Below are 22,693 nucleotides of genomic sequence, written 5' to 3' on the forward strand. Positions count from 1 at the left end.
GGGTTTGAAGGAAGCGGCTTTGCCGGCTTCGAAAAATCAACGACTAAGAGAGTGACATCATGAATATTAACTACAGTAGATCAACTTCAAAGATCTACTTCTTGAAGATCAAATATTGCAAACCATCAAGTCAGATCAGAGTATCAGCCCGTGTTCCGCAGACCGGCGGCAATACCATTGATCGTGAGCAGCACCTCACGCAGCAGTTCGGCGTCATCGCCTTCAACCTCGCGAAGAGCTCTCAGCTCGGACAACAACTGCACCTGCAGGTAGCTGAGTGGATCAACGTATGGATTGCGCAGCCGGATAGATTCCTGAATCACAGGAACGTTATCCAAAATATCCTGCTGGCCGGTAATTTTGAGAATGAGTTCTGAGGTCAGCTTGAATTCGGCTTCGATCTGGCCGAATATCCGCTGACGCGCTTCCTCATTCTTACCCATGCTTGCGTATTCCTTGGCGATAATCAGATCGGCCTTGGCAATAGCCATTTGCAGGGTGTCAATGAGCGTAGTAAAGAAGGAGAAGTTCTCATACATATGCTGCATGATCTTCAGGTTCTCTTCCTTATCCTCATAGAAGCTCTGCAGCCCTGTTCCAGCGGCGTACCAGGCCGGGAGCAGATAACGGCTCTGCGTCCACGCAAATACCCATGGAATGGCGCGCAGATCCTCAAAACGGTCACTATTCTTACGCTTCGAAGGACGGGAACCGATATTGAGTTCTCCAACCTCGGGCAGCGGTGTTGATTCTTTGAAATAAGCAAAGAAATCCGGATCACGGAAGATCAGATCCTGATATTTATTAAGCGAGACTTCGGAAATCCGGGCCACAATCTCTTCCCACTTGCTTTCGTACAGATCAGCCTCAGGCATTCTGGCATTAATAGCTGCCGTCACAAGCGCCGAGGTTGCCTGCTCCAAGCTGCGGTAAGCAATACCTTGCATCGAATACCGGGAAGAAATAACCTCTCCCTGTTCCGTAATCTTGATGCCACCGCCAATGGTTGAGGCCGGTTGAGCAAGAATACTGCGGTTCAGCGGCATCCCGCCGCGTCCGAGCGCACCACCACGTCCGTGGAAGAATTTCAGCTTAATCCCGAATTCCTCTGCAGTAGCCGTAATTTGCTTCAATGCAACGCGCAATTCCCAGTTCGCGGTAACTACCCCGCCGTCTTTGTTGCTGTCTGAATAGCCAAGCATAATTTCCTGCACATCGCTCATCGCACTAACAGCATCACGGTAGATCGGCATACTAAGCAGTGTACGCATAATTTGTGGCGCATCATGTAAATCATCAATGGTCTCAAACAGCGGCACTGCCTGCAGTGTACATACGACAGTTCCATCATTATCTTTGCGGAACAAGCCGACTTCCTTCGCGAACACCATAACCTCTAAGATGTCGCTCGCTGCTTCAGCCATACTGATCAGATAACTGGTGATGCATTGCTTGCCGTATTCCTCCTGCGCAGTGAAGATTGTACGGTACACCGCAAGACATTCCTCTGTGCTCTCACTGTAAGTCTGATAAGGTGAAGTCAGCGGACGAGGATCATTCAGCAGATTCTCCAGAATTCGAATTTTTTCATTTTCCTCTAGTTTAGCGTAATCCTGCGTGATGTTCATTTTGGCCAAAATTTCTGTCATCGCATTTTCATGCTCCTGACTGTGCTGGCGAACATCCAGTGTAGCCGTGTGGAAGCCAAACAGCTCCACCTGGCGGATCAGCTTCTTAATGTAGGTATCCGCTACATAATCCGCATAGTGATGACGCAGACTGCGGTCTATCACGTTCAAATCATCTATAAATCGTTCTGGTGAGGAGTAGCGCTCAGGCGTACCCTTTTTCTCATCATCCAGCACGTTCTGTATCTTGGAGATCATGTAACTTAGTTTAATCCGGTACGGCTCGTTGTCATTGCGCCAGGCATCAACCCGGTTAAGATTGATAATGTTGCGGTCCTGTTCAATGGAATCCACCAGTTCCTGCGTCACCTCAACGATGCTTGTACTAAAACTCAGGTACTGCATGAGTTCGCGCATGATACGCTGATATTCCCGGATAGCCAGCTTGCGCTGCAAGCGCAGCGTCTGCAGCGTAACCGCAGCAGTCACTGAAGGGTTGCCATCGCGGTCCCCGCCGATCCATGAGCCAAAACGCAGATACGTCGGTACATGCCAGTTCTGGCCTGGATAGTATTTGCTCAGACATCGCTCAAGCTCTTGGTACACATCCGGCAATACTTGAAAAATCGTCTCATGGAAATAATACATTCCATTACGCACTTCATCGAGTACCGTAGGCTTGCGGTCACGCAGCTCATCGGTCTGCCACAACGTGATGACCTCGTTCAGCAGCTTCTCGCGTAACTGTTCGCGTTCCCGGAAGGTCAAGGTAGGATTATCCAATCCCATTACATCATCGGAAATCCGTTTATGAATATCAAGGATCGCCCGGCGCATAGCTTCCGTAGGGTGAGCCGTCATGACCAGCTCTAGTGAGAGGCCATTCATGATTTCATGGACATCCTCATGGGAGAAGTCACGCTCGCGTAGTTCCTGAATAGCGCTTTCTATGGACCCGGGCTGTACAGTCTCCCCGGCTGAACGTTCATAGTCGCGTTTTCGGCGAATGCGGTGATTCTGTTCGGCGATATTCACCAATTGAAAATAGATGGCAAATGCCCGTATCACCAGGTGGCGATTCTCCGGATCCAGTGAATTAATTAGCTCTTTAAATTCATTGTGCAGTTCAGGCAAAAACAATGAGCGCAGCGATTTACTGGTCTCGCGGATCTTCTCCACGATTTCCAGCAATTCGTTACCGCCTTGATGAACCAAGACTTCGCCCAGAATATTCCCCAGGAACCGTACGTCCCGCCGCAGCAGATTGTTGGAGTTGCTTTTGCTAACGGTAGTCGTAAGTTCGGTCATGCTGCTCCCCCCATCCTCTTCCGGATCAATGTTCTTAACATTGTCTATTTGAAGCTTTCCACATATCATACAATAAAACCGCCCGGAAATCTTCAACTTATTGCGCTGTAAAGCGTCGCAGTAATTACGATTATACACCAATTTGGCGTTTTATACAGTCATAAAATACTTATTATATTGGCTGACTAACAGGGTATTTATGTAAAGACAATGGCTGGCATAAATTTATATAATCTATTCATATAAAGGACCATTAAAATTGGGGGTTTTCATTTCGTGGCATTATGAGGATTTCCTGACGCCCTAGCATTCTAATAACAAGACCCTGTTCAATCGAACAGAACGGCTTGGATTGCCTAACCTTCCAAATACCTAAACCTATCATAAAGCACGGTCAGAGAGCCTTGAGCGAGTTCTCCTGCCACATCAGGCGGATGTTAGGTCCTCCCCGTCCAAAGCGCGCATAAAACCCACTTGGGTTATGGAGAGCTTCATTATCACTCTATCATTCACTTAAGTAAACAAAAAACTCCTACCGGAGTAAGAGTTAAATGTCAGCTGATTAGCTGAGTATCGGGATGACACGATTTGAACATGCGACCCCCTGGTCCCAAACCAGGTGCTCTACCAAGCTGAGCTACATCCCGAAACTATGAAATTATGGAGCGGGTGATGGGAATCGAACCCACGCTATCAGCTTGGAAGGCTGAAGTTCTACCATTGAACTACACCCGCATAGGTGTACAATCGGGATGACACGATTTGAACATGCGACCCCCTGGTCCCAAACCAGGTGCTCTACCAAGCTGAGCTACATCCCGTTAATATTAAAAATGGCGCGCCCTGAGAGATTCGAACTCCCGGCCTTTTGATTCGTAGTCAAACGCTCTATCCAGCTGAGCTAAGGGCGCAAAAATTATGGAGCGGACGACGGGAATCGAACCCGCGACCCTCGCCTTGGCAAGGCGATGCTCTACCGCTGAGCCACGTCCGCAAATAAGTGGTGCGCGTGAAGGGACTTGAACCCCCACGTCGTAAGACGCCAGATCCTAAGTCTGGTGCGTCTGCCATTCCGCCACACGCGCATAATACTAATAAAAGTGAGCCATGAAGGACTCGAACCTTCGACACCCTGATTAAAAGTCAGGTGCTCTACCAACTGAGCTAATGGCTCGCATTTGGCAGGGGATATAGGATTCGAACCTATGATGACGGAGTCAGAGTCCGTTGCCTTACCGCTTGGCGAATCCCCTATGATGGATACCTTTATAATGCCCATAATTTCTATAAATATCAAGAAGTTTATGGTGGAGGCTGAGGGGATCGAACCCCCGACCCTCTGCTTGTAAGGCAGATGCTCTCCCAGCTGAGCTAAGCCTCCATATGTATGCCTTCAAAGGGTAATGATAAGTATTGTTGGTGACCCGTATGGGATTCGAACCCATGTTACCTCCGTGAAAGGGAGGTGTCTTAACCCCTTGACCAACGGGCCATGTAAATCTGTGGAGCTCTCAACCGGATTCGAACCGGTGACCTCTTCCTTACCATGGAAGCACTCTACCTACTGAGCTATGAGAGCATGGCTCCCCGAACAGGACTCGAACCTGTGACAACTCGATTAACAGTCGAGTGCTCTACCAACTGAGCTATCAGGGAATATCCGCTTGGCGGCGTCCTACTCTCCCAGGACCCTTCGGTCCAAGTACCATCGGCGCTGGAGGGCTTAACGGTCGTGTTCGGGATGGGTACGCGTGGAACCCCTCCGCTATCGCCACCAAACGGGCATTTACAGCGTAAATGCTTCAGGAACCTTAATTCCTGAAAACTGAATCCGAAACGAATCTGCGTCTTACTGTTGGATAAGCCCTCGACCGATTAGTATTGGTCAGCTCCATGCATTGCTGCACTTCCACCTCCAACCTATCTACCTCGTCGTCTTCAAGGGGTCTTACTAATTGGGAAATCTCATCTTGAGGGGGGCTTCACGCTTAGATGCTTTCAGCGCTTATCCCGTCCGTACGTAGCTACTCAGCCATGCTCCTGGCGGAACAACTGATGCACCAGCGGTACGTCCATCCCGGTCCTCTCGTACTAAGGACAGCTCCTCTCAAATTTCCTGCGCCCACGACAGATAGGGACCGAACTGTCTCACGACGTTCTGAACCCAGCTCGCGTACCGCTTTAATGGGCGAACAGCCCAACCCTTGGGACCTACTTCAGCCCCAGGATGCGATGAGCCGACATCGAGGTGCCAAACCTCCCCGTCGATGTGGACTCTTGGGGGAGATAAGCCTGTTATCCCCAGGGTAGCTTTTATCCGTTGAGCGATGGCCCTTCCATGCGGTACCACCGGATCACTAAGTCCGACTTTCGTCCCTGCTCGACTTGTTGGTCTCGCAGTCAAGCTCCCTTATGCCTTTGCACTCTTCGAATGATTTCCAACCATTCTGAGGGAACCTTTGAACGCCTCCGTTACTCTTTAGGAGGCGACCGCCCCAGTCAAACTGCCCGCCTGACACGGTCCCCGTACCCGATTAGGGCACTAGGTTAGAACCTAGATACGATCAGGGTGGTATCCCAACGGCGCCTCCGCAGAAGCTTGCGCTCCTGCCTCTACGGCTCCCACCTATCCTGTACAGATCGTACCCAAATTCAATATCAAGCTGCAGTAAAGCTCCATGGGGTCTTTCCGTCTTGTCGCGGGTAACCTGCATCTTCACAGGTATTAAAATTTCACCGGATCTCTCGTTGAGACAGCGCCCAAGTCGTTACGCCATTCGTGCGGGTCAGAATTTACCTGACAAGGAATTTCGCTACCTTAGGACCGTTATAGTTACGGCCGCCGTTTACTGGGGCTTCGGTTCACAGCTTCGGATTACTCCTAACCGCTCCCCTTAACCTTCCAGCACCGGGCAGGCGTCAGCCCGTATACTTCGCCTTGCGGCTTCGCACAGACCTGTGTTTTTGCTAAACAGTCGCTTGGGCCTTTTCACTGCGGCCCCCTCGGGCTATTCACCCTACCGAGGCACCCCTTCTCCCGAAGTTACGGGGTCATTTTGCCGAGTTCCTTAACGAGAGTTCTTCCGCGCGCCTTAGAATTCTCTTCTCGCCTACCTGTGTCGGTTTGCGGTACGGGCACCTTCTCCTGGCTAGAGGCTTTTCTTGGCAGTGTGAGATCATGACCTTCGCTACTATAATTTTCGCTCCCCATCACAGCCCAGCCTTAACGGTGTGCGGATTTGCCTACACACCAGCCTCACTGCTTAGACGGACATCCATCAGTCCGCGTCACTACCCTCCTGCGTCACCCCATCGCTCATAGCGGATTACGGTGGTACAGTAATTTCAAACTGTTGTCCTTCGACTACGCCTTTCGGCCTCGCCTTAGGTCCCGACTTACCCTGAGCGGACGAGCCTTCCTCAGGAAACCTTGGGCTTTCGGCGGATCAGATTCTCACTGATCTTTTCGTTACTCATACCGGCATTCTCACTTGTATGCTGTCCAGCGCTCCTTACGGTACACCTTCAACCTGCATACAACGCTCCCCTACCCCAGATGCAAAGCATCTAGCCATAGCTTCGGTGGTGTGTTTAGCCCCGTTACATTTTCGGCGCAGAGTCACTCGACCAGTGAGCTATTACGCACTCTTTCAATGGTGGCTGCTTCTAAGCCAACATCCTGGTTGTCTGTGCAACTCCACATCCTTTCCCACTTAACACACACTTGGGGACCTTAGCTGATGGTCTGGGCTGTTTCCCTTTTGACAATGGATCTTAGCACTCACTGTCTGACTCCCGGCAAGAAGTTAATGGCATTCGGAGTTTGACTGAGCTTGGTAACCCTTGCGGGCCCCGCACCCAATCAGTGCTCTACCTCCACCACTCCATTCACCGAGGCTAGCCCTAAAGCTATTTCGGGGAGAACCAGCTATCTCCGAGTTCGATTGGAATTTCTCCGCTACCCCCACCTCATCCCCGCATTTTTCAACATACGTGGGTTCGGGCCTCCAGTGCGTGTTACCGCACCTTCACCCTGGACAGGGGTAGATCACACGGTTTCGGGTCTACGTCCACATACTCAATCGCCCTATTCAGACTCGCTTTCGCTGCGGCTCCGGCTTCTCACCTTAACCTTGCATGTTAAACGTAACTCGCCGGTTCATTCTACAAAAGGCACGCCATCACCCATTAATAGGGCTCTGACTTTTTGTAAGCACACGGTTTCAGGTTCTATTTCACTCCCCTTCCGGGGTGCTTTTCACCTTTCCCTCACGGTACTGTTTCACTATCGGTCGCCAGGTAGTATTTAGCCTTAGCAGATGGTCCTGCTGGATTCATACGGGGTTTCACGTGCCCCGCACTACTCGGGATCCGTCTCGGAGAGAACACAGTTTAGGTTACAGGGCTTTTACCTCTATCGCGGGCCTTTCCAGACCTCTTCACCTACCATATTCCTTTGTAACTCCATGTGAGACGTCCCACAACCCCAAGAGGCAAGCCCCTTGGTTTAGGCTGTTCCGCGTTCGCTCGCCGCTACTGACGGAATCACTATTGTTTTCTCTTCCTCAGGGTACTTAGATGTTTCAGTTCCCCTGGTCTGCCTCTATCTCCCCTATGTATTCAGAGAGAAGTAACTGCGAATTACCACAGCTGGGTTTCCCCATTCGGACACCCCCGGATCAAAGCTTGCTTACAGCTCCCCGAGGCAGTTTCGTTGTTCGCCACGTCCTTCGTCGGCTCCTGGCGCCTAGGCATCCTCCGTGTGCTCTTATTAGCTTAACCAATGCGTTTTTCCAGAAGGAAAATCGCTAGCATCGCTATAATTAAAACTTGTTTACACAAGTTTCAGCTAAAAGATGTTCTAAAACGCAAATTCGTTTCGGTATCCAGTTTTCAAGGATCAAGTTTAAAGAAGTATTGAGTTTAAATCATTTTGGTGGAGCCAAGCGGGATCGAACCGCTGACCTCCTGCTTGCAAGGCAGGCGCTCTCCCAGCTGAGCTATGGCCCCATAAAAGTACTATCCTGTTAAATGTTATATGGTGGGCCTTGGTGGACTCGAACCACCGACCTCACCCTTATCAGAGGTGCGCTCTAACCAACTGAGCTAAAAGCCCATATAACATAACATTGAATCAACCAAAGGATTGGTTGTCCGCTTGGCAGCGTCCTACTCTCCCAGGACCCTTCGGTCCAAGTACCATTGGCGCTGGAGGACTTAACGGTCGTGTTCGGGATGGGTACGTGTGGAACCCCTCCGCTATCGCCACCAAACGCATACGAAAGAGACTTGCTCTTTCAAAACTGAACACGAGTGAGTGTTTTGGAAGCTGAACTTCCGATTTGAATGTCACCGTTGCAGGTGACGATTCTCCATAGAAAGGAGGTGATCCAGCCGCACCTTCCGATACGGCTACCTTGTTACGACTTCACCCCAATCATCTACCCCACCTTCGGCGGCTGGCTCCCTTGCGGGTTACCCCACCGACTTCGGGTGTTGTAAACTCTCGTGGTGTGACGGGCGGTGTGTACAAGACCCGGGAACGTATTCACCGCGGCATGCTGATCCGCGATTACTAGCAATTCCGACTTCATGCAGGCGAGTTGCAGCCTGCAATCCGAACTGAGACCGGCTTTGCTGGGATTGGCTCCACCTCGCGGCTTCGCTTCCCGTTGTACCGGCCATTGTAGTACGTGTGTAGCCCAGGTCATAAGGGGCATGATGATTTGACGTCATCCCCACCTTCCTCCGGTTTGTCACCGGCAGTCACTCTAGAGTGCCCAGCTTAACCTGCTGGCAACTAAAGTCAAGGGTTGCGCTCGTTGCGGGACTTAACCCAACATCTCACGACACGAGCTGACGACAACCATGCACCACCTGTCTCCTCTGTCCCGAAGGCCGCCACTATCTCTAATGGATTCAGAGGGATGTCAAGACCTGGTAAGGTTCTTCGCGTTGCTTCGAATTAAACCACATACTCCACTGCTTGTGCGGGTCCCCGTCAATTCCTTTGAGTTTCAGTCTTGCGACCGTACTCCCCAGGCGGAGTGCTTACTGTGTTAACTTCGGCACCAAGGGTATCGAAACCCCTAACACCTAGCACTCATCGTTTACGGCGTGGACTACCAGGGTATCTAATCCTGTTTGCTCCCCACGCTTTCGCGCCTCAGCGTCAGTTACAGCCCAGAAAGTCGCCTTCGCCACTGGTGTTCCTCCACATATCTACGCATTTCACCGCTACACGTGGAATTCCACTTTCCTCTTCTGTACTCAAGCCACCCAGTTTCCAGTGCGACCTCAGGTTGAGCCCAAGGTTTAAACACCAGACTTAAATAGCCGCCTGCGCGCGCTTTACGCCCAATAATTCCGGACAACGCTTGCCCCCTACGTATTACCGCGGCTGCTGGCACGTAGTTAGCCGGGGCTTTCTTCTCAGGTACCGTCACTCCGGTAGCAGTTACTCTACCGGACGTTCTTCCCTGGCAACAGAGCTTTACGATCCGAAAACCTTCATCACTCACGCGGCGTTGCTCCGTCAGGCTTTCGCCCATTGCGGAAGATTCCCTACTGCTGCCTCCCGTAGGAGTCTGGGCCGTGTCTCAGTCCCAGTGTGGCCGTTCACCCTCTCAGGTCGGCTACGCATCGTCGCCTTGGTGGGCCGTTACCCCACCAACTAGCTAATGCGCCGCAGGCCCATCTCCTTGTAGCAGATTACTCCGCCTTTCATCCTTCGTCCATGTGAACAAAGGAATTATCCGGTATTAGCTACCGTTTCCGGTAGTTATCCCAGTCAAAGAGGTAGGTTGCCTACGTGTTACTCACCCGTCCGCCGCTAAGTTAATCCGGAGCAAGCTCCTTCATAACTCCGCTCGACTTGCATGTATTAGGCACGCCGCCAGCGTTCGTCCTGAGCCAGGATCAAACTCTCCAAATTGGTATTCAGAAAGAGCGATTGCTCAATTTGAAACATCTGACGAGAATTTACATTCTCAAGATGAAATTTCTAAAGCGTATAAATACGCCGCGAAACCCATCAGTTTTGGATCTCACTTGCGTGATTTCCCACTCACTCGTTGTTCAGTTTTCAAAGATCAATGTCTCTTTTTAACTCTTCACCGCGTCTCAGCGGCGACCTTTATAATATATCACAGTGTTTATCATTTTGGCAAGTCTTTTTTTGAAAAAAAGTTTTTTTCGTTTTTCCTTGCCTGCAGCTGCTTTTCAATACATAGAAAAGGAGCGCGAGATATAATGTATCATAGCGGCTCCCTTTTAGTCAACCTATTTAGTTAATTTCATGGACAAGCGATTGAATCCTAAGTATCAGCCCTCTAATTTTAATGTTTAAATTGGGATGACCGGCCGCCCCACGCATATTTAGACAGCTCTTTCTGAGGAGCAAAACGTGCGTACATACGAAATACTGTTTTATATCGATTGGCAATAGCATGCCTGATATTTTGGTCCAAGCGTTGATCACTTAAATCCAGAAGCATCTCATCAAGCTCTTTACGCAAAACATAGTCCAGCTCCTTACATTCCTTCTCGTTGAACAACATTCCCAACATATGCTTGGCCTCCTTCATGAAATTTAATATTTACAGAAACCTCAAATGCCGCTGCTTGTGTGATAGAAGATAGTCCATGGATGACGGGAAGCTGTACCTGTTTATCCGTTTACACTAGATTAACCGGAGCACAGTATCTATAACCATAATTACGAAAAAATCGCCTCTATGGTCTTGCCGCAAATACATAGCACCGGTTGTCAGGAAACCCCAAAATCGTATGGCTTTAATGTTATGCTCAATTCCCGGTTTTTTTATGATAAAAGTGAAAATGTAATCGTGCTTTCAATTATTGCGGCGATCAATAGAAGGATCACAATCCACACTGATGCCGTTAATGTTTGCCGCATAAAGACTGGCCAAGCGTTGCTCCGCTTTTCTTTATTGGCGGCTGTACCGAATATACCTGCGAATATTTTACCGCCGAACTGCAGTCCAAAAGCACAGGCGATAATGATTGCCGGAATTTCGATAACCCCGTGCGGCAGTAGCCCCTTAACGATAAGCGTAAACAAATCCTGTTCCTGAAGCACCGACAAGTGGATTAAATATCCGATAACCGCACCATTGATGAGCAGAAAAAATGCGGGAAGTATTCCAAAGAAGGCACCGAGGAAAATAATGAACACACTCTTGATACTATTGTTCAAGAATATAAATTTGAAAAAACTCCACTGCGGATGGTCGGACTCTTTAAGATCTTTACTGATATTACTGAGACCCTGCAGCTGCTGTTCAATCAATTTTTGCATAGCGCCGGTGCCTATCCAGCCAATCACGCCTCCTGCGATGAATAAAATGGCTGCCAGTATTAAGGCTTTGCGGATCGTGGTTAAATCTTTGGCAAACGTAAAAAAGGATAGCATAGACACCTCCTGGAAGTTTTGACGTCACCCGCTTAAAAAGCCTTAACTACGATTTCTATCCTAGAGGAGGTCATAAGCGGTGGGTACGAGCATACATTTAGAACAAACAAGCATTTCGCATAGGAGAGGAGCGCTGTCAGTATGAATTCTTTTTATGTATTCAGCGGCAAGAAGATAAAACGGTTCATTTACATTTTTGCCGCTGCGCTTCTTGCCGCCGGTGTCGTTTATGTCGAGAGGGGCAATATTACCGTTTTTTCCGAAACGGCCCCTTCTGCGATATACAGCGTGCCGACGGAGAAGAAGCTGATCGCTTTAACTTTTGATATTAGCTGGGGAGAAAAAAGGCCCGAACCGATCCTCAAGGTGCTGGAAGAGAAAAAAGTGGATAAAGCCACCTTCTTCCTCTCGTCACCCTGGAGCAAGACTCATCCGGAAATTGTAACAAGCATTAAAGATTCAGGATATGAGATCGGCAGCCATGGTCACAAGCATGTAAACTACAGCGCGCTGAGCAACGAGGAAATCCGCACCCAAATTTCGACAGCACATACTGTGCTTACCGAATTGACTGGCAAGGAACCGAATCTGATCCGCATGCCAAACGGCGATTTCGACAAAAGAGTGCTTCAGGTGGCCAGCGACCTTGGTTATAAGGTCATTCAGTGGGATACCGATTCTTTAGACTGGAAGAACATCGGTGTGGACAATATCGTAAATCGAGTAACGACAAAGGCTCATCCCGGAGATATTGTGCTTTTGCATGCCAGCGATTCCTGTAAACAAACTCACGAGGCTCTTCCGCTTATCATTGACAAGCTGCGCAGCCAGGGCTACGAATTTGTTACTGTGTCCGAGTTAATCAGCCAAGGCAGCGCCGAGGGCAAGGAAGTACGTGATTCCGCTTGGCTGGACGATGGAATTGAAGACGCTGCCGGAATGTAGACTAACCCGCCACTCTCTCCTGCTTCTTCTGTAATTTTTAATGGCGCGGTGATATCAGCTCTGATATATCGGGCGTTGGAGTGTTCAGCTTCGGATAACTTAAGTCCAGCCCTTCCAGCGTCTTCACCACAATGGCTAATGCGAGATAATTGCGGTACCAGCGGCGATTGGCCGGAATCCAATACCAGGGCGCGTTTTTTGAACTGCTTTCTTTAAATACATCTTGATAAGCCTCCTGATAATCATCCCAATATTCCCGCTCCTGCAGGTCACTGGCGTCAAACTTCCAATGTTTCGTCGGGTCCTGCAGCCGCTCCTGAATTTTCTCAAGCTGCTTCTCCTTGGAGATATGCAAAAAGAGTTTGATGATCGTTGTCCCTTCCTCCACCAGCATTTCTTCAAACTGGCGGATATAACGAAACCGGCGTTTCATCTCATCTTTTTGCAGACTGCCGTGCACGCGGGGAACCAAGACATCCTCATAATGCGAGCGGTTGAACGCGGCAATATAGCCTTTGGGCGGCGTCTTCATATGCACTCTCCACAGGAAATCATGGGCTTCTTCCTCCAGAGACGGTTTTTTAAAGCTGGTGACGATAAAACCCTGAGGGTTGATCCCGGAGAAAATATGCTTTACCGTGCCGTCTTTCCCGCTGGAGTCCATTCCTTGCAGGATGACAAGCAGGGAATGCTTTTTCTGGGCAAATAGAATATCCTGCAGCTCGGTGAGACGTTCTTTAAGCTCCTTCATCTTGACCTCGGCTTCCTCCTTGGTTAAGTCGCCGCTTTCGTTCGGATCAAGCTTGCTCAGGAGCGTTTCGTTTGTGTCTTTTATCATATAGCGCTTGATGTTCATATATTCCCCTCCTCAAAGTTTTGTGAGCATGAACAGCCGCATCTTTAAAATATGTAGTATGTCTTTAAGATTAACCTCCTCCTCCTGATTTTAATCGCCGGCTGGAGGAATCACAAAGAACCCTGCTTCTCATCTGGAGAACGGGGTTCTTTGTATTTCATAATTATCCTGTTCGTGGTTTCAGAATACGGTGCAGCATCAGAATTTGGAATGCATTGCTTGCAATAAGCGGAATTACAATAAATACGGTAGCGCTGTCCACTCCTATGCGGAGCACACCAATCGTCTCCACTATCGTGATGGCTGTCATAAAGAAAAATGTCGGAATCCAGGCTGAACTATTCGTGCTTCGTACTTTAAAATAGGACACAATAATGGCTGTAAGCAATATAACGATGCCCAGAATCAAATCAGAGACGACGTTTCGTTCTCCTCCTACAAAAGTTCGCAGAAAGATCAGCTCAAGCAGGGCAAGCACAGCCAGCACCAGTTGTATGTACTGCCAGACCTTCCGCCGAAACACACCCGTTCCCATATAGTTGAGAATCAGATACGCAAAGAAGCCGAGCTGCGAGTAAACGCTGACAAGCATGCCATAGCCAAAAAGGATCAGGGGGTAAATGAAGAGATCGGCAGTGCTTTTGAACTCGATACGGCCATTCACAGCCTGCAGTGCAAGTCCAGCTACTACCGCTCCGCCCGCACCGATCAGAAGCGTGGTCCAGAACAAATAAAACCATTTCTTTATACTCAGCCAGTTCACCTCCCCGTGTCAGATTTATTTTACCAAGCTTACCGTCAAAAAACCATTATACTGCAACATAAATGTGTGTCCGCGCGGCATACTACAGTCAGGAATCCTACAAAGGAGGGGCAGCACCAATGAAATGGAGGAGTTTATGGTCCGGAGGCCTGGCTTTAATCTTAATTATGGCTTTAACGGCCTGCGGAGGAGAACAGAGCAGTTCATCATCCGGGCAGATGGGATACAAGGAAATGAAGACCATGGTTGTTGATATATTGAAAAGCGATGAGGGAAAGAAAGCCGTAGAGGAGGCACTCTCCAGTCCAAGCTCCGGCTCCGAAGGAAGCGGCGGCGGGTTGAGCATGAAAATGATGCCGCTCCAAACGACGGAACAAATCCGGATTGCCGTTAAAGACACAATTACAGCTCCTGAGTATAAAAAAGAAATTGAAAAAATCATGACCGATCCGAAATTTGCCGGTGAATTTGCCAAAGCGATCAATACCCAAAGCAAAGAGCTGCATCTTCAGTTGATCAAAGATCCAACGTATCAAAAATCAATTGAAGAGATTATGAAGTCGCCCGAAATGATGAAAATGTTCCTAGACCTTACTAAAACTTCAGATTACCGTAAGCAATCCATGACTATTATGCAGGAAGCGATGCAGAATCCTTTATTCCGCATGGAAGTGCTCGGTTTGCTTAAAACGGTAGTCCAGGATGAACTTCAGCCGAAGGTTGAAAAGAAAGGCGGGGACAAAGGAAGCGGAGGCGACAGCCAGAAGCAACAAGGCGGCGATGATTCTGATTCCTAAATAAAAAGAGGCCTTGTCCCACTTAGAATGGGGACGGCCTCTTTTTAATGCCAATCTGAATTACTGCTCATACTTCGCAATCAATTTATCGGCAATCTCCGCAAACAGCTGTGCAGTGGCTGTTTCGGGTTTATATACGGACGGTGAGAAATCCGGTTCGGAGATATGATTATCCGGTGCGCCAAGCGGCACCTGGGCCAGCAGCTCCGTATGCAGTGTCTCTGCTAGTCTCGCCCCGCCGCCGCGGCCGAAAATATAGTCCTTTTTGCCGCATTCCGAGCATTCATAGTAGGCCATATTCTCAATGACCCCAAGAATCTCATGCTCTGTCTGCAAAGCCATTGATCCTGCTCTGGCCGCTACAAAGGCTGCTGTTGCATGGGGCGTAGTTACGATAATTTCCTTGCTGTGCGGCAGCATCTGATGCACATCCAGCGCCACATCACCCGTACCTGGAGGCAAGTCAAGCAGCATGTAGTCAAGCTCTCCCCAACCTACGTCGCTGAAGAACTGGCGGAGCATCTTGCCAAGCATGGGTCCTCTCCAGATGACTGGACTATTCTCACGGATGAAAAAGCCCATGGACATGACCTTCACTCCGAAACGTTCTACAGGTATAATTGTGCCTTCTTCGACAATCGGTCCCTCTTCAATCCCCATCATGTCCGGAATACTGAAGCCATAGATATCAGCATCAATCAATCCGACCTTCTTCCCTTTTCGGGCGAGTGCCACTGCCAGATTTACCGTCACGGTTGATTTGCCGACCCCGCCCTTGCCGCTGGCGATAGCGATGAAGTTCACGCCGGAGTTCTCACCAATCAGCTCATGGCCCTCAAGGCCCGCTGCATGCCCTTTAAGCTTGTCCCCTTGACGATCTTCCGGCTCATCTTCCACGCTCTCTCCGCGCAAGATAGAGCGCTCATAGTCGGTGGCATCACGCAGCCGGATATGTAGATTGCCGGCTCCGCCCGCTGTAAGCAGATCACGCACCTGCTGCTCCAACTCCATACGGCTCTTCTCATCTTGGTCCAGACATACAAGCGATAAGGATATGCGGTCTTCCTTGATCATAATATCGCGAATCAACTGCAGCTCCACAAGGCTTTTTCCGGATTCCGGGTCTGTAAGCGACTGCAATAGTTCCTGAATTTGTTCCCTGGTCAGCATGGAAAGCACCTCTGTTCCTTCCGGACGGGTAAGGTTCCGGTATTTTTGTCTATTATAGCATTCCCCCTCTGCGGATGAGTAGTCCCTCCTCACTGCTGCTCTGAAGCATAACGCATAATCCCGCGGTAAATGCTCGTTGCCACCTTCCGCTGATAGACATCGTCTCCAAGCAAAGCCGACTCCTGCGGATGTGACAGAAAGCCTACCTCCACAAGCACAGCCGGCATTTTCAATGCTTTTAACAGATACACTGTATTCACAGTTTTAGCTACACGATCGGTATTCTCCAGCGTAGCCCTGAGCTCATCCTGCACAAAGCCCGCCAACGCTTTATTCCCTTCGTTGTTGGGATAATAGAAGGTTTGCGCTCCGCTCCAGCGGCCGGAAGGGACACTGTTCATATGCACGCTGATAAAGAGGTCCGCGCCCTTCTCTTCAATAGTCCTTACCCTTTGCTTCAGATCCTCTGTCTTGCGCTTGGAATATCCTTTGGTGCCCTCCTGGGCCAGGTCATAATCACCTTCACGCGTCATAACTACAATCGCCCCCGCCTGCTGCAAATAATCGCGCAGATAGAGTGATACCGAGAGGTTAATATCCTTCTCAATCAGTCCCTCACGGCTGACCGCCCCTCCGTCCGGTCCGCCATGGCCGGCATCGATGGCTATGATCTTACCGGACAATGGCAGGCTCCAATAGTTCAGCGTCTTGGCGGTAGGCATATCATAGGCAATGATGCCGATCATCACAGCAAGCAGCACTGCGCCCAGCATGCTTTTTTTAATACTGTTCCATGAGATCCAGACCGAGACCTTCCGCTGCTTTCGGCCAGACATAACAAAGACCCCCTCGTCCCGATAGATTCTACTCATCTATATGGGACAAGAGGGCCAAATAGTACTGGCTCTTCGTATTTAGGCGTTAACTTCCTGAGACATTCCCTCAATCAAAATTTGCGCAACCTCAGGCCGTGTAAATTCCGGAGGCGGGCACTGGCCATCCCGCAGCAGCGCACGCACCTTCGTACCGGATAATGTCAGATGCTGATCACCCGGATGAGGGCAGGTCTTGCTGGAGGCCATATTTCCGCATTTGATGCAGAAGAAGCTGTGCTCAAAAAATAGCGGTGTAATCCCCAACTCCTCAGCAGTGAAGTTGGAAAAAATCTCTTGTGCTTCGTAAGTTCCATAGTAGTCGCCTACACCGGCATGGTCACGGCCCACGATGAAATGGGTGCAGCCGTAATTTTTGCGGACCATGGCATGGAATATTGCTTCTCTTGGACCTGCGTAACGCATAGCTGCCGGGAAGACTCCAAGGAACGTACGGTCTGCCGGGTAGTAATTCTCCAGCAGTGCCAGATAACTTTTCATCCGCACATTGGCCGGCACATCATCGGATTTGGTCTCGCCGACCAGAGGATTGAGGAACAGAGCGTCTACAACCTCCATAGCACACTTCTGAATGTACTCATGCGCACGGTGAACGGGATTTCGGGTCTGAAAGCCAACAACCGTTCTCCAGCCTTTATCAGCGAATATTTGCCGCGTCTTGGCCGGATCAAAGTAGAACTCCCCGAACTTCTCCGGCTGCGGACGATTCAAGACCGTTATAGGTCCTCCTACATAGGTTGACGGACGGGCCAGCAATTTGCTGACGCCAGGGTGCTCCGGATCTGTCGTTCTGAAGACGTTCTGTGCTTCAAGCTGCTGATCTACGCTGTAAATGCTCTGCACATCCAGCAAACCATAAATCACACCATCTTCTTCACCGATCAAAGACACGGTATCACCAACAGCCAGACCTGAGGCCACCTCATCTTCAACAGCAAGTGTGATGGGAATACTCCATACGGTGCCATCTGCAAGTCTCATGCTTTTCACGACAGAATGATAATCTTCTTCATTTAAAAAGCCGGTAAGCGGTGAGAAGGCTCCCACAGCAATCAAATCCAGATCAGAGATAGTCCATGTATTAATTGCGATTGATTTATAGTCCGAAGCTTGCTGCAGCAGTTCTTCTCTCTGCGCTCCCTCCACTGTACGCTGAATCAGTGTTCCTCCATGTGGAAGTATTGACGTCATCTAATTTCTCTCCTCCTGTGTCTCGCTTCTCGTGCCTTGCTTATTTATGCAGTCCACATTCCGTTTTTTCCGAACCGGACCATCTTCCGGCACGCGGATCTTCGCCAGGCATAACAGCACGGGTGCATTGCTCGCAGCCGATGCTCGGGAAATTGCGGTCATGGAGCGGATTATATACAACATCATTTTCGCGGATGTAATTCCATACATCCTCAGTCGTCCAGTGCGCAATCGGATTAAATTTGACCAGTCCGAATTTATAATCGTATTCTACCTTTTTGGAATTGGCGCGGGTTGGCGCCTGATCACGGCGAATCCCGGTAATCCAGGCATCATATTGGGAAAGAATGCGGGTAAGCGGCTCTACTTTGCGGATCGCACAGCATTGGTTAGGATCGACATTCCATAGCGCATCACCGTATTGAAGTGCTTGTTCCTGCGTAGATATCTGCGGCGACACACGCACGAACTCCATTCCATATTTATCAGCCATAATATCTCTTGTCTCATAGGTTTCTTTGAAATGATAATCCGTATCCAGATAAAAAACATCCGTTGACGGACTAACCTTCTGCAGCATATCAACAAGCACTACATCTTCGGCTCCAAAACTGCAGGCAAAGGTGATGTTAGGGAAAGTTTCTACTGCCCAACGAATAATCTCTTCAGGTGAGGCATTTTCCAGTTCCTCGGCCTTAACTTTAATCAAATCTTCTTTCTCAAGCAGATTCATTTCGGTATTCCTCCATCCTAGTTATGCAGCTTAAAGATAATGCTGAACTTATGACGACAATTCCAACTATTTTTATATGGAATAGTATATAACTTTCCCTGAGGAAGTCAATGCATTTTATAGCATTTATAACGCCATAAAAAGCCAAAAGCCCCTGTCCATAAAGGCAAGAGGCTTGATATCCCTAAAAACCGAGAGATATGCTGTAATAAGAAGAATATATAGTCAGGAACTCTGAATTATCAAACCACAACTTCTAATGTTAAAAAGGCCACCAACTCGTGAATGCGCTAATAGAGTATTGTTCACGTAGTTAACGGGTGTTTTACAACCAGAGTAATACCAGTTTAAAGAAAAACGCGGCAAGCTTATTGAGAAAAGGTAAAACATTGAGATAATACCGAATTCAAAACCTCATGGTTGTATTTTTGGACCCGATTATTCGCCTCCAAGATTTTATGAGCCCATGCTAACGCTCTGTTGTATTGATTGAAATCATGAACCTGAATCCTAAAATGGCAGAAATCCTTATGCAGCTGATACTCCTCATAGGAGGGATTGAGCCCGATTTGCCCAAATTGTTGCCTGATGATCCTCTCAGCCATCTGTTCTTGCATAGTTTCATGGACGTAAGATATCTGGTTAGTATGCACCCTGTACTTTAGCAGCACTTCAGGCAGATTGGTCAATTGGGTTACCTCCCCCAAGCGGTTCCACAGCTCAAAATCCTCAGCATGGGGGTAATCCCAATATTTCACTCCATGATTATCCAAAATGGATTTTCTAAGCATGACAGTAGGATGCACAAACGTACAGTGAAAAAACTGCCAACACCTTATTTCGTCATGAATTAGCGGTTTAGCCGTAGTCCCGGCTATGCCGATATATTCTGCTTGGCTACCGCAAACCCCTATATGCGGATTCGCATCCATAAAGGCCACCTGACGTGCCAAACGGTGCGGCAATGCGATGTCATCCCCATCCATGCGGGCAATATATTCACCCGTACATAACGAAAGGCCTTCGTTCAATGTTCTGATAAGCCCGATGTTTACAGCATGAGAAATCACCTTTATACGGCTGTCATGAATCCCCCTTATTCTCCCCAAGGTTCCATCAACAGACCCATCATCTATAATCAGTAGTTCAAAATCCGGATACGATTGCTGAAGGATACTCTGAATTGACTCCTCAATATAAAGGGATGAGTTGTATACAGGCAACAAAACCGATATTTTCACCATTACTCGCACCGCCTCAACTATACTTAACACTTTATAGATTATGAGGCCATGCCTTGTCTCGATATAAGTAAGTGCCTGTTTCAAATTAAATATGTATGATCGTCCAAACGCTTTTCTCCTGACATTAATTTAATATAGTAAATTATCCGGGGGGGATCCGCATGATATTGAATGAGATCAAGGGTACCTATGACGTTATTTTCAGTTTAGGACATAACTGCCTCGCTGCCGATCAATTATCCCGCACTCTATTACGAAAGGTAGGTGGGGTGATTGATTGGGTGGAAACCCCCGTTTTGGCAGGTGTAAGCAATCTATTGCGAAATCGGTTCGCCCATTTCATGGATTTTCCTAATCTTAGTATTACGGGAATTAATCATAAGGCGGAATGTTATATTGTTAGGGACGCAGCGTACCATGCTTTTTCTCACCATGATTTTCCACTGATTGAAAATACACCGGAGCAGCTTGTCAGCTATCCAAAACTAAAAGAAAAACTACAGCGCCGCATTCCGCGATTCCTCCAGACCCTCATGGACGCTGACAAGGTATTATTTATTCGAACCGAAGCCACAATACATGAAACCGCTGAACTGCTGGATGTGTTAAACGGGATGGTTAAAGGAACATTTAACCTGCTTATTATTAATCATGCACCCGTACATGGAATCATCGAAACTCCTTGGCCCTTTAACAATGTTTGCGCCTTACAAATCCCAGAAGTCCCGGACATGTTCCATGATAATGATCATCTCTGGAGATCCATATTGCATGGCTTTAGTGTTAGATAAAATAAGCCATTGTTATGGTCACAGCGTTATTATGGCAAAAATAAAAGCCTCTGGCCATAAAGGCCAGAGGCTTGATATCCTTGATAACCAAGGGATATTAACGTTTCGAGAACTGTGGAGCGCGACAATTAATTCCGATTAGTTCAGATAGCCGTATATAATAGGAAGTTTCTTTTCAAGAGTTCCGATTAATTCCGATTAGTTTGGTTATGAATTAGGTCGAGATATATAGTCATCAAAAAAACTCTCCATTAATCAGAGTTACACACATCTACTCCTCTAGCGAAATCTTGCCCCGACGCTTCCGTGGTAGGGCGTGATCGTTTTTAACCTATCGAATTTTTCACATATTATCTGTATACCCTTTGCCAGCCTCAGGATTACTCACGATCCCCAGCACCACCAGCACGCCGAGCACAGCATTTACTGCTGCCATTACTTCTTCAAATTTCTCCGGTGTGAATTGCACGTCAAAGATCACGCCAACGGTCTGCACCCCCAGCAGCACTGCTGCCGTCAAAGATACCCATAATCCATAGTTTCTCCATTTGCTTCTCACTATTTGGCCTCCTTACTATTGATTGTCACTGTTTTGTTCTTGGCATCATACGACACTATAGCTCCCAGAGCCTCTGCTATGGCTCTTGCTGGCGTATAGGTTACCCCTTCGTCCGCTACACCGTCAGCCACCTTCTGGCCATCCACGATTACTGATACGATTACATCTTTCTTCACTTCTGAATCCTCCTTTGTACATTTACCAATTTTGATATATGCCGCTGCCACCTGGGATGCTGTTGGTTCCTTGCCGGCACGTAACTGAGACGTTGTGAGACAGAAGGTCATTTGGAAGTGTGGCGCATCTTTAATGGAGACAAAATCCCCGCCCCACTCTAGCCCGAGCGCTTTGGCCCCCTGTACCACCTCTGTCCAATCCCTCATTCCGTCTGCATCACCATCGCGTTTCAAGTCCCAAGATACCTGTTTTCCATCTGGCAAGAGCAACGCAAAGTCGACTGCAAGTCCAAAGTTGTGGTAACTCGTGCCCCCCTTGGCATTGGTCACAATAGCCCCTGGCTTCGTACGACCCTGAGCGTACAGGGCATCCTGCTCTTCAATGCTCCGGAGCCCTTGGGTAATGACTATATTGACTCCCCGGGCGTAACTCCGCTCAATGAGAGCCAACGTAGCCGCTACAACAACAGGATGCAGCCCGATTAGACGTTTATGGGATTTGAGTTTTACCTGCTCTAATGTACGCATCACATCACTCCTTATTTCCCTAAAAATTGATTGCCTGCCGCTGCTCCAAGAGCAATCAAAACAATGTATTTAATCATGTCCATCCAAAGTTTCCGCTCTGCCCCACTGTCCTTGTTAGCTTGTTGAAGCAGCGAGAAAATTTTGCTTTCGAGGCTGTCGAACTTAGCCATAATTGCACTGAACTGAATCTCCATTTTGATTGTCGAACTTTTAATCTCCTTAATACTTTCATCATGACGATGGTCATTCTCTTCCAGTAACCGCAGCTTAGTGTTTGCCGTAACATTTTCGGCAGCTATTCGGGCAAACTCACTAGTCAGAGTATTCAATCCCACTTCTACTTCTTCAAGACGTTGTTGTAATGGCATTACATCCTCAACCCCTCCCCTTACATCTGCTACTCCGTCTGCCATTATGATGTACCCCTTTATCTAGTTGGTGTAAAAAAGAGCCCCCGGATCAGCTTCGAGGGCAAAATAAAAACGCCTCATTAGGCGCCATCCTTAAATTTATTTAGCTGGTAATGGTTCTCCGTTTTCATCCAGATCAGACGCTGCCAGGTAGGTCTTAACCTCAGGCTGCAGTTTGACTGGCACTTGAGCATAAGTTTTCAGCCCCTTAATAATCAACAAGGCATAAATAACAGACATTGTGTCACCTCCCTTCATGAGACGTAG

At 48.5% G+C, this 22,693-nt stretch carries 17 protein-coding genes, 14 tRNA genes and 4 rRNA genes; 3 read left to right on the plus strand and 32 right to left on the minus strand.

Annotation, left to right across the window (positions count from 1 at the left end):
• Window positions 1-143 precede the first annotated feature (143 nt).
• The 21 genes from ppc to H70357_RS30355 form a co-directional block, all read right to left on the minus strand.
• Window positions 144-2,936 carry a phosphoenolpyruvate carboxylase gene (gene ppc / locus H70357_RS30255; RefSeq protein WP_038600882.1) on the minus strand — a complete coding sequence of 931 codons (2,793 nt, stop codon included), beginning with the start codon at window positions 2,934-2,936 and terminating at the stop codon, window positions 144-146.
• 573 nt (window positions 2,937-3,509) lie between these two features.
• Window positions 3,510-3,583: transfer RNA gene (locus H70357_RS30260), tRNA-Pro, on the minus strand.
• Window positions 3,584-3,597: 14 nt separating this feature from the next.
• Window positions 3,598-3,671 (minus strand) — tRNA-Gly (locus H70357_RS30265).
• Between the two features lie 12 nt (window positions 3,672-3,683).
• Window positions 3,684-3,757 (minus strand) — tRNA-Pro (locus H70357_RS30270).
• Window positions 3,758-3,770: 13 nt separating this feature from the next.
• A tRNA-Arg gene (locus H70357_RS30275) sits at window positions 3,771-3,847 on the minus strand.
• Window positions 3,848-3,855: 8 nt separating this feature from the next.
• Window positions 3,856-3,930, minus strand: a tRNA-Gly gene (locus H70357_RS30280).
• 7 nt (window positions 3,931-3,937) lie between these two features.
• A tRNA-Leu gene (locus tag H70357_RS30285) sits at window positions 3,938-4,021 on the minus strand.
• A 16-nt stretch (window positions 4,022-4,037) separates the two neighbouring features.
• Window positions 4,038-4,110: transfer RNA gene (locus H70357_RS30290), tRNA-Lys, on the minus strand.
• Between the two features lie 5 nt (window positions 4,111-4,115).
• Window positions 4,116-4,189 (minus strand) — tRNA-Gln (locus tag H70357_RS30295).
• A 52-nt stretch (window positions 4,190-4,241) separates the two neighbouring features.
• A tRNA-Val gene (locus H70357_RS30300) sits at window positions 4,242-4,317 on the minus strand.
• Between the two features lie 36 nt (window positions 4,318-4,353).
• A tRNA-Glu gene (locus H70357_RS30305) sits at window positions 4,354-4,428 on the minus strand.
• An 11-nt stretch (window positions 4,429-4,439) separates the two neighbouring features.
• Window positions 4,440-4,515, minus strand: a tRNA-Thr gene (locus tag H70357_RS30310).
• Between the two features lies 1 nt (window position 4,516).
• Window positions 4,517-4,592: transfer RNA gene (locus H70357_RS30315), tRNA-Asn, on the minus strand.
• A gap of 6 nt (window positions 4,593-4,598) precedes the next feature.
• Window positions 4,599-4,715 (minus strand): 5S ribosomal RNA (rrf, locus tag H70357_RS30320).
• Between the two features lie 76 nt (window positions 4,716-4,791).
• A 23S ribosomal RNA gene (locus H70357_RS30325) occupies window positions 4,792-7,718 on the minus strand.
• 152 nt (window positions 7,719-7,870) lie between these two features.
• Window positions 7,871-7,946, minus strand: a tRNA-Ala gene (locus H70357_RS30330).
• Between the two features lie 29 nt (window positions 7,947-7,975).
• Window positions 7,976-8,052: transfer RNA gene (locus H70357_RS30335), tRNA-Ile, on the minus strand.
• 40 nt (window positions 8,053-8,092) lie between these two features.
• Window positions 8,093-8,209 (minus strand): 5S ribosomal RNA (rrf, locus tag H70357_RS30340).
• 105 nt (window positions 8,210-8,314) lie between these two features.
• A 16S ribosomal RNA gene (locus H70357_RS30345) occupies window positions 8,315-9,870 on the minus strand.
• The 16S, 23S and 5S rRNA genes sit together here with 14 tRNA genes alongside, the layout of an rRNA operon.
• Window positions 9,871-10,273: 403 nt before the next feature.
• Window positions 10,274-10,504: a hypothetical protein gene (locus tag H70357_RS30350; RefSeq protein ID WP_025336637.1), complete on the minus strand. Its 231-nt coding sequence runs from the start codon at window positions 10,502-10,504 to the stop codon at window positions 10,274-10,276.
• A gap of 254 nt (window positions 10,505-10,758) precedes the next feature.
• Window positions 10,759-11,370, minus strand: a complete 612-nt coding sequence (locus tag H70357_RS30355; RefSeq protein ID WP_038596961.1) for a stage II sporulation protein M — start codon at window positions 11,368-11,370, stop codon at window positions 10,759-10,761.
• Between the two features lie 141 nt (window positions 11,371-11,511).
• On the opposite strand from H70357_RS30355, the gene pdaB reads away from it, so the two are divergent.
• Window positions 11,512-12,315, plus strand: coding sequence for a polysaccharide deacetylase family sporulation protein PdaB (gene pdaB / locus H70357_RS30360; protein WP_038596963.1), 804 nt, complete (start codon window positions 11,512-11,514; stop codon window positions 12,313-12,315).
• A 37-nt stretch (window positions 12,316-12,352) separates the two neighbouring features.
• Here the strand turns inward: pdaB and H70357_RS30365 are convergent, their stop codons facing one another.
• Complete coding sequence (locus tag H70357_RS30365; RefSeq protein WP_038596966.1) at window positions 12,353-13,171, minus strand: PPK2 family polyphosphate kinase; 819 nt, start codon at window positions 13,169-13,171, stop codon at window positions 12,353-12,355.
• A gap of 163 nt (window positions 13,172-13,334) precedes the next feature.
• Window positions 13,335-13,925: a KinB-signaling pathway activation protein gene (locus H70357_RS30370; RefSeq protein ID WP_038600885.1), complete on the minus strand. Its 591-nt coding sequence runs from the start codon at window positions 13,923-13,925 to the stop codon at window positions 13,335-13,337.
• A 128-nt stretch (window positions 13,926-14,053) separates the two neighbouring features.
• On the opposite strand from H70357_RS30370, the gene gerD reads away from it, so the two are divergent.
• Window positions 14,054-14,731 (plus strand): spore germination lipoprotein GerD, encoded by a 678-nt coding sequence (gerD, locus tag H70357_RS30375; protein WP_038596969.1) that lies wholly within the window; start codon window positions 14,054-14,056, stop codon window positions 14,729-14,731.
• Window positions 14,732-14,791: 60 nt separating this feature from the next.
• Here the strand turns inward: gerD and H70357_RS30380 are convergent, their stop codons facing one another.
• From H70357_RS30380 to H70357_RS30400, 5 genes are all read right to left on the minus strand, one after another.
• Window positions 14,792-15,901, minus strand: a complete 1,110-nt coding sequence (locus tag H70357_RS30380; RefSeq protein ID WP_038596971.1) for an Mrp/NBP35 family ATP-binding protein — start codon at window positions 15,899-15,901, stop codon at window positions 14,792-14,794.
• Between the two features lie 89 nt (window positions 15,902-15,990).
• Window positions 15,991-16,737, minus strand: coding sequence for an N-acetylmuramoyl-L-alanine amidase CwlD (cwlD, locus tag H70357_RS30385; protein WP_038596974.1), 747 nt, complete (start codon window positions 16,735-16,737; stop codon window positions 15,991-15,993).
• 78 nt (window positions 16,738-16,815) lie between these two features.
• On the minus strand, window positions 16,816-17,985 hold the full coding sequence (gene sat, locus H70357_RS30390) for a sulfate adenylyltransferase (protein WP_038596976.1): 1,170 nt from the start codon (window positions 17,983-17,985) through the stop codon (window positions 16,816-16,818).
• Window positions 17,986-18,025: 40 nt separating this feature from the next.
• Window positions 18,026-18,718, minus strand: a complete 693-nt coding sequence (locus H70357_RS30395; RefSeq protein ID WP_038596980.1) for a phosphoadenylyl-sulfate reductase — start codon at window positions 18,716-18,718, stop codon at window positions 18,026-18,028.
• A 368-nt stretch (window positions 18,719-19,086) separates the two neighbouring features.
• Window positions 19,087-19,962: a glycosyltransferase family 2 protein gene (locus H70357_RS30400; RefSeq protein WP_038600888.1), complete on the minus strand. Its 876-nt coding sequence runs from the start codon at window positions 19,960-19,962 to the stop codon at window positions 19,087-19,089.
• Window positions 19,963-20,123: 161 nt separating this feature from the next.
• On the opposite strand from H70357_RS30400, the gene H70357_RS30405 reads away from it, so the two are divergent.
• Complete coding sequence (locus H70357_RS30405) at window positions 20,124-20,753, plus strand: DUF1796 family putative cysteine peptidase (protein ID WP_038596983.1); 630 nt, start codon at window positions 20,124-20,126, stop codon at window positions 20,751-20,753.
• A gap of 343 nt (window positions 20,754-21,096) precedes the next feature.
• Here the strand turns inward: H70357_RS30405 and H70357_RS30410 are convergent, their stop codons facing one another.
• From H70357_RS30410 to H70357_RS36400, 4 genes are all read right to left on the minus strand, one after another.
• Window positions 21,097-21,312: a phage holin gene (locus tag H70357_RS30410; RefSeq protein ID WP_038596984.1), complete on the minus strand. Its 216-nt coding sequence runs from the start codon at window positions 21,310-21,312 to the stop codon at window positions 21,097-21,099.
• Window positions 21,312-22,016, minus strand: coding sequence for a M15 family metallopeptidase (locus tag H70357_RS30415; protein WP_038596987.1), 705 nt, complete (start codon window positions 22,014-22,016; stop codon window positions 21,312-21,314). Before H70357_RS30415 ends, H70357_RS30410 begins: the two co-directional genes overlap by 1 nt.
• Window positions 22,017-22,027: 11 nt before the next feature.
• Window positions 22,028-22,429 (minus strand): hypothetical protein, encoded by a 402-nt coding sequence (locus H70357_RS30420; protein ID WP_038596991.1) that lies wholly within the window; start codon window positions 22,427-22,429, stop codon window positions 22,028-22,030.
• A 96-nt stretch (window positions 22,430-22,525) separates the two neighbouring features.
• Window positions 22,526-22,666 (minus strand): CD1375 family protein, encoded by a 141-nt coding sequence (locus H70357_RS36400; protein ID WP_231578340.1) that lies wholly within the window; start codon window positions 22,664-22,666, stop codon window positions 22,526-22,528.
• Window positions 22,667-22,693 lie beyond the last annotated feature (27 nt).

The organism is Paenibacillus sp. FSL H7-0357 (genome assembly GCF_000758525.1).
Taxonomy (GTDB): Bacteria; Bacillota; Bacilli; order Paenibacillales; family Paenibacillaceae; genus Paenibacillus_AQ.